This is a genomic window from Nocardia farcinica, from assembly GCF_029867845.1.
Lineage (GTDB): Bacteria > Actinomycetota > Actinomycetes > Mycobacteriales > Mycobacteriaceae > Nocardia > Nocardia farcinica_A.
In genome coordinates this window covers 1-7,196 of the sequence record NZ_JARWRU010000412.1, presented here as the reverse complement: position 1 = coordinate 7,196, position 7,196 = coordinate 1, and the positions used below count along the sequence as shown (strand labels likewise).

General features: G+C 71.7%; 7 protein-coding genes. 6 read left to right on the top strand and 1 reads right to left on the bottom strand.

The window, feature by feature from the left end; translation table 11 throughout:
* From QH283_RS08825 to QH283_RS08800, 6 genes are all read left to right on the top strand, one after another.
* A partial coding sequence (locus QH283_RS08825) for an MlaD family protein (protein ID WP_348538273.1) occupies nt 1-994 on the top strand: 994 nt, incomplete at its 5' end.
* On the top strand, nt 982-2,019 hold the full coding sequence (locus tag QH283_RS08820; RefSeq protein ID WP_280502531.1) for an MlaD family protein: 1,038 nt from the start codon (nt 982-984) through the stop codon (nt 2,017-2,019). The genes QH283_RS08825 and QH283_RS08820, both read left to right, overlap by 13 nt.
* Entirely contained in the window at nt 2,019-3,116 is a 1,098-nt protein-coding gene (locus QH283_RS08815) for an MlaD family protein (protein WP_280502530.1), read from the top strand. Before QH283_RS08820 ends, QH283_RS08815 begins: the two co-directional genes overlap by 1 nt.
* 41 nt (nt 3,117-3,157) lie before the next feature.
* Nucleotides 3,158-4,219: an MlaD family protein gene (locus tag QH283_RS08810; protein WP_280502529.1), complete on the top strand. Its 1,062-nt coding sequence runs from the start codon at nt 3,158-3,160 to the stop codon at nt 4,217-4,219.
* Nucleotides 4,216-5,172, top strand: coding sequence for an MlaD family protein (locus tag QH283_RS08805; protein ID WP_280502528.1), 957 nt, complete (start codon nt 4,216-4,218; stop codon nt 5,170-5,172). Before QH283_RS08810 ends, QH283_RS08805 begins: the two co-directional genes overlap by 4 nt.
* A 26-nt stretch (nt 5,173-5,198) precedes the next feature.
* Entirely contained in the window at nt 5,199-5,879 is a 681-nt protein-coding gene (locus tag QH283_RS08800; protein ID WP_280502527.1) for a hypothetical protein, read from the top strand.
* On the opposite strand, the gene QH283_RS08795 is transcribed toward QH283_RS08800, so the two are convergent.
* Entirely contained in the window at nt 5,839-6,900 is a 1,062-nt protein-coding gene (locus tag QH283_RS08795) for an isopenicillin N synthase family dioxygenase (protein WP_280502532.1), read from the bottom strand. The two genes, QH283_RS08800 and QH283_RS08795, sit on opposite strands and share 41 nt — an antisense overlap.
* Between the last annotated feature and the right edge of the window lie 296 nt (nt 6,901-7,196).

Below are 7,196 nucleotides of genomic sequence, written 5' to 3'. Positions count from 1 at the left end.
GGCACTCTTTCTCCGGGTGGCAGCGGCCGTCCTGGTGACGGCCGTGGCGCTGGTTGGCGTCTTCCAGCTGGTGCGACGTCCCGTCGACGGCCCGACCGTCGGCTACACCGCCCTGTTAACCGATGCCAACGGCCTGCGGGTGGGCGACGACGTGCGCATGTACGGGGTACAGGTCGGCAAGGTGCGGGAACTGACCCTCGACGGCGGGCTGGCACGGGCCCGCTTCACCGTGCAGCGCGACCGGCCCGTGTTCGCCGACAGCGTGATCGCGGTCAAATACCAGAACCTCACCGGATTCCGCTATCTGGAGATCGTGCAGCCCGAGCAGCCGAGTGCCCTGCGGGAGCCGGGCACGGTGTTCGACACCACCCGGACGGTGCCCGCCTTCGACATCACCACGCTGTTCAACGGCTTGCAGCCGGTGCTGGCCCAGCTCTCCCCCGGCGAGATCAACCACTTCACCGAGAGCATCCTGGCCGTCCTGCACGGCGACGGCAGCGGCATCGCTCCGGCCCTGGACGCCATCGAGCGGCTGAGCCGCTTTGCCTCCGACCGCCAGGCGGTGATCTCGGTCCTGGTGGCGAATCTGGCGCGCACGGCCGAGCTGCTCGGCGGCAATTCCGGTGACGCGGTGCAGATGCTGACCAATCTGACCAATCTGTTCACCTCGATCGCCGACAAACTGCCCGGCCTGGTCGAGTTCTCCCTGCACATCCCGCCGGTCATCCAGCCGGTCCGCGCCATGCTCGCCACGCTTGGCGTCACCGGCGAACCCGGCCGTGATCTGGATCTGCTGCTGCGGCAGGCCTTCCCAGACCCCGCGACCGCGGTGGCGGTGTTCGACCGGCTGCCCGGACTCGTCCAGTCGATCGCGGCGGTGGTCCCGGCCACCGGCCCGCAGGCCGAACCGACCTGCACCCACGGTGCGTCCGCGGCGCCCGCGCCGCTGGCGATCCTGTTCGCCGGACAGGAGGTCGTGCTGTGCCGGTCCTGACATCGCATCACCGTCTCGCGTCGCCGCGGCGCCGTCCGCGCACCGGCCCGGAGGACCCCGGCACCGACCTGCGGTGGGGTGTCGCGGGCATGTGCCTGGCGGTGCTGCTGGTCGCCGTGATCGGGCTGGTGTACGTGCGTGGCACCGAGTCAGCGCACACCTACACCGCCGAGATCGCCCAGGCCGGGCAGATCAGGGAGGGCGACGACGTGCGGCTGGCGGGCATTCCGGTCGGCAAGGTGAAATCCCTCGACCTGCTGGCGGACCGGGTGCGCATGACCTTCACCGTGGCCGACGAGGTCTTCGTCGGTGACCGGACCGCCCTGTCGGTGCGGATGCTGACCGTCGTCGGCGGCTACTATCTCGCCCTCGAACCGGCCGGTGTGGAACCACTCGGCTCCCAGGTCATCCCCCGGGAACGAGTCACCCTGCCCTACACCCTCACCCAGGTCTTCCAGGCCGCCATCGAACCGGTCTCCGGTCTCGACGGCGAGCTGGTGCGCGAGAACCTCGACGCCGTCGCGGCCGCGGTCGGCGGCAGCCCGGAGGCGGTGCGCGCGGCGATCACCGCCACCGAGGACCTGGCCGAGATCATGGACCGGCAGAACGCCGACATCTCCCGCGCCATCGCGCTGGCCGAGGAGTATCTGACCGCGATGAGCGGCGCCTCGGAGGTGCTGGCGCAACTGGTGCGGAATCTGGGCACCTTGCAGACGATCGTGCAGACCTACAAATCCCAGGTGGCCCAAGCGCTCTACGACGTCTCGGCGGTCCTGGGCGGCCTCGCGCCGCTCGGCTGGGCCTGGGACGAGACAGTGCGCGAGCGGGCACAGCCGCTGGCGGAGCTGGTGCCGCGACTGACCGAGCTCGGCGACCGCATGGGCGTGCTGCTCGATTCGCTCATCACGCTCGGGCAGCGCCTGCTGCCGCTGGCGGCGCCGGAAGGCGGTGTGGCCGTCGACCATTCCGGCGCGAGCGTGGCACTGCCCGGCCTGTGCGTGCCGGTGCCGGGAGGTGGCTGTTGATGCTCGCTCGCGTGCTGGGGTCGCGCGGATTCATGTCCACCGCCATGTTGCTCACCGTGGCATTGGTCGCGGCGGCCGCCTACGGCCTGGCCCGGCCCGAACCCGAGACCCGCGCCTACTGCGCCGACATGCCCGACAGCGTCGGCCTCTACGAGGGCAGCGCGGTCACCGTCCTCGGGGTCCGGGTCGGGGAGGTCACCGGCATCGAATCCATCGGCGCTTCGGCGCGGGTGCGCTTCACCGTCCGCGCCGACCGCACCCTGCCCACCGATGTCGGCGCGGTGACCGTCAGCGACACCCTGCTGGCCGACCGCAGGCTCGAACTCGTCGGCGCGGAGCCGGACGGGCCCGGCTGGGAACCCGCGCACTGCATCACCAGAACGCTCACCCCGCAGAGCCTTTCGCAGACCTTCGACGCACTCGCCGGACTCGCCGACCAGCTGAACCGCGACGGCAGGCCCGACGCCGCCGACGCGGTCGGCGGACTGGCCGCCCTCGACCGGGCCACCGCGGGCACCGGCGAGCAGATCAACGCCGTCATCCAGGAACTGGCCCGCGCTCTGGCGGCCCCGCACGCCGCCATCGACCGGATCGGCGCGTTGATCGACGCCCTTGCCGCCCTCACCCATCGGGCCAGGGCGAGCTGGGGCACCGCCGAATCGGTGGTCAGCGGGCTGCCGCAGACCTTCCACGACATCGTCACCATCGCCTTCCCGCCCATCATCCAGCTCGTCGACGACCTGGCCTCGGTGCTCCCACAGCTCAACGATGTGATCCGCATGATCGCGCCCGCCATCCGCACCCGCTCCGGCACCGCCGAACTCCCCGGCCTGCTGGCCGCCGGCATCGGTTCGGCCGCCGAACTGATCGAGATGACCCCCGCCCTGGCCGCCGGCTTCACCGGCGCCCGTGACCCGCTCACCGGCGTGACGACGATCCGCTACGCCCCGCCCGCCCTCGCCCTGCCCGAGGCCGAGGCGGCCCGCGTGTGCGCGGCCGTCCAGCTCGTCACCGGGCACCCCTGCCCTGTCTCCGACGAGGGCGTGGTGCGGGTTTCCCTGCCTGCCCTGCTCGCCGCGGCGGTGAGCGCCCGATGACCGCGCCTGCTCGCCTGCTCCCGGCACGATCGGCCCTGCGCGTGCTCGGGAAGCGAGCGGTCCTGGGTGTCGCCGCGCTGTCCCTCACACTCGGCTCGGCCACGGCGGGCTGTTCGTTCCAGCCCGCCCACATCCCGGTGCCGGGCGCCGGCGTCGACGGCCCCACCTACCCGCTTCGCGTCGAGTTCGCGAATGTGCTGAACCTGCCGCAGGGCGCGAAGGTCATCGCCGACGGTGTGCGCGTGGGCGAACTGACCGAGCTCACCCTGATCGATGCCACCCGCGCGCGCCCCGGTTTCGTGGTCGCCGAGATCGAGGTGCTCGATTCGGTGCGGCTGCCGGTGGGCACGACCGCCGAACTGCGGCAGGAGACCCCGCTCGGTGATGTCCACATCGCGCTGACCGAACCCGAGCACCCCGGCGGGCCCACGCTCGCGCCCGGCGCCACCATCCCGCTCGACCACACCGTGCAACCGCCGCTCATCGAGGACATCCTGGCCGCCCTCTCGATCTTTGTCGGCAGCGGCGCCATCACCGACATGCAGGACATCGTCCGCACGGTCAACGGAGCACTTCCGCAGGACCCGCGCGAGACCGCTCGCATCGCCGGTGCGCTCGGCTCCGACCTCGACGACCTGGCCGCCGACACCGCCGCCGTTGACGCCGTGCTGGACGGGCTGGAGTCGGTGGTCGAGCGGGGTGTGCTCGACAACGGGGTGATCCTCGACGATCTGCTCACCCCCTACGGCGTGCAGCACACCACCGATGCGATCGACACCCAGATCGGCGTCATCTTCGTGCTCACCTCGCTCGGCCCGGTGGGTCCGGCGGTGAGCTGGGTGGCGCCGATCGTGCAATCACTGGATGCCGCCGTCCGGGCGGTCGTGCCGATGCTGTTCGGCAGCGCGCCCCTGGACACCTCGGCGCCGTCGAATCTGAAGGCGCTCACCGAGTTGCTGCACGAGGAGATCATCCCGCTGGCCGGCGGCAGCCCACGGGTGGATCTCACCCGGATCACCGTCGCCGGTGGCACCGCCCTGCCCCCGGAGGAGCAGACCGCCCGCATCGTCGACACCCTGCGCATGATCGGGGCGGTCCGATGAACGTCCGCACGCTCACCTCGTTGACAGCGATCGCCGCGGTGCTGGTCTTCGGCGTCGCCTACATGAGTCTCGGTGTGCTGCACCTGGATCCGCGACGCGACCACATCACCGTGGAGCTGCACCTGGAGGACTCCGGCGGTCTCGGCGCCGGCGCGCCGGTGCTGCTCAACGGAATCCAGGTCGGCCGGACCGAATCGGTGCGCACCCGGGCCTCGGGGGTGCTGGTGCGATTGCGCGTCGACGAGCGCCATCGGGTGCCGGTCGACGGGGAGATCCGCATCGACATGCTCTCCGCCCTGGGCGAGCCCTACGTCGCGTTCGAACCCCGCGGCGGCGCGGGCCCGTATCTCGAGGACGGGCAGATCATCACGGCCGATCGCATCCAGATGCCCGCCACCGTGACCGCCCTGTCCACCCGCGTGGTGGAGCTCCTCGACGCGATCCGCCCGGAGGTCATGGCGAGCCTGGTCACCACCTTCGACCAGGCGCTCGATGGCACCGACGCCGCCGTGCAGACCCTGCAACGCTCCACCGCCCTGCTGGCGGCGACCCTGCTCAGCCGGACCACGACCCTGCGCCAGCTGTTCGACGACATGCAGGCCATGGGTGGCGACATCGACTGGATGGGACCTTCGCTGGCCGTGGCCGGACCGCTGTTCGGCGAGTTCGGGGTGACGCTGAGCGCGATCGTGCAGAACGGCTCGGTGCTCGTGGAGAGCCGACCGCCCTCGGACTACTTCACCGGCGACGGTGTCGCCCCTTTCCTCACCGAGGTAGAGGCCCTGCTGCGCGAGATCGGCCCCGACATCGCGCCACTGGGACCGATGCTGGCCCCCGTGGTCACCGACGCGGTGGCGCGCATGCCCGATCTGGACATCGGCGCACTGCTCGACCAGGCCCTGAGCACCGTCGAACCCGATGGCGTCCTGCGCTTCCGGGTCACCCTGAAGTGAGAACTCCTGTCACGAAAGGACGGAGCATGAGCACGGCAACCACCGGCACCCCGGAGTCCACCGAGCCGCCGGAGACCACGGCGACCACACCGGGGACGGTCCCCTCGGACTCCGCCCCGGAAAGGGAGAGCACAGCCACGGACGCGAAGCAGGCGCGCGAGCACACCGCACCCACGACTGTCGGCGCGCGAACCGTGTCCGTCGAGCTGTCGACCGCGCTGACCGTCCTGGTGGTGGCAGCCCTGCTCACAGCGACGGTGACACTGGGCATCCTGTACGCCTCGGCCCGCTCCACCATCGCCGCCACCGAGGCCCGCGCGGCCGACGAGCGACGCGCCGAACAGATCGCCCTCGACTACGCACTCGGCGCGTCCACCATCGACTACCGCGACGTCGCCTCCTGGTTCACCCGCCTGAAGGACGGCGCGGCCGCGCCCTTGGCGGCCAAGTTCGACGCCACCGCCCCGCAGCTGGAACAGATCCTGCTGCCCCTGCAGTGGACCTCGACCGCCACCGCTCTCTCCGCGGACGTGATCTCGGAGTCCGACGGGGTGTTCCAGGTCAACGCCTACCTGACGGTCGACTCCACCAGCGTGCAGAACCCGGACGGGGCACGCACCACGGTCACCTACTCGCTCACCATCGACCGCGCGGCGAACTGGGAGATCACCGAGGTCGGCGGGCTCCAGAACGCCATCCCCCGCTGACGGCCCGGTAGTCTTCCGGCGCCGGCGCTCGATACGACGAAGCGTGTCCGGCAGGCCGGATACCGTGATGCTTCCACGCCACATCCGGGTGCGCCCGCACCCGCGATTTCCATGCGTTCTCACCGTAGGTGCCGAAGATCGGATTGTTCGGGTCGGCTTCCACCCCGCGCGAGCGGGCGGCCAGTTCCGGCGGCAACGCGATCGGCGGTATCTGCGCGTCGAGCGCGGGATTGAGGAAGTACGGGATGGAGATCCGGTCGGCGCCGGGCGCGGGGGCGAGCACCCGGTGCCGGGTGGCGCGCAGATATCCGCCGGTGGCGTATTCGAGCAGTTCGCCGATATTGACGATGAACGCGCCGGGCAGCGGGTCGGCGTCGATCCATTCGCCGCGCTCGGTCTCCACCTGCAAGCCGGTCGACCCGGGCTCGACCAGCAACAGGGTCAGCACGCCGGAGTCCTTGTGCGCGCCCACGCCCTGGGCGGTCTCAGCGCTGCCCGGATAACGCACCACCTTGATGAGGGTGGCGGGGTTCTCGGCGAAGGCGGCGTCGAAGTGGGTCTCGGCGGCGCCGAGCGAGACCGACCAGTGCCGCAGCAGCCGCATCCCGACCTCGCCGAGCATCTGCACCCACCGCTCGACGGGGGGCCGCAACTCCGGCAGCGCCGACGGCCACAGATTCGGGCCCTGCAGGTGCAGGTATCCCTCGGCGTCCGGGACGACGGGCCGCTCGGGGCCGATGTCGACCTGTTCGCGCCAGTCGACCCGGCCGTTGGTCAGCTCTCCGCCGAGGCGGGAGTAGCCGCGGAACTGCGGGCTGCGCAGCTGGCTGATCTCCTCCTTGGCCTCGGCGGGCAGGGCGAAGAACTCGCGGGCGAGCGCGAGGATGCCGTCGATATCGGCCCGCGGCACCCCGTGTCCGACCAGATAGAAGAACCCGTCGTGGTGGGCGGCCTCGCGCAGGGCGGTGCGGAAGGCATCGGTATCGGTGTCGGCGGAGCCGAGGTCGAGCACAGGCAGCATGGTTTCCAGCATGCCTCCGCGCCCGCGCGGGACGCCCGGCCGTGGACAGCACGAAGCCCCGGCCGTGACGGTCGGAGCCGGACACGGACCGGGGCTCGACGTTCTCGCCGCAACGGCGCGTCCCGACGGCGACGGGGCCGCGGCAGGGTCGTGCGGCGGCCTCAGGAGGCCACGACCGCCCCCGGCCGGGGCGGGGGGGCGCTAGTAGAGTACGGGGCCCCCCCCCCGGCGGGGGGGGCCGGGGGGGGCCCCCCCCCGGGGGGGGGCCCGGGGGCCCCCCCCGGGGGGGCCGCCGG

Excerpts from the sequence above, each read along its gene's own strand:
- QH283_RS08795 (WP_280502532.1), bottom strand. The coding sequence starts at position 6,900 with ATGCTGCCTGTGCTCGACCTCGGCTCCGCCGACACCGATACCGATGCC.
- QH283_RS08815 (WP_280502530.1), top strand. The coding sequence starts at position 2,019 with ATGCTCGCTCGCGTGCTGGGGTCGCGCGGATTCATGTCCACCGCCATG.
- QH283_RS08805 (WP_280502528.1), top strand. The coding sequence starts at position 4,216 with ATGAACGTCCGCACGCTCACCTCGTTGACAGCGATCGCCGCGGTGCTG.
- QH283_RS08800 (WP_280502527.1), top strand. The coding sequence starts at position 5,199 with ATGAGCACGGCAACCACCGGCACCCCGGAGTCCACCGAGCCGCCGGAG.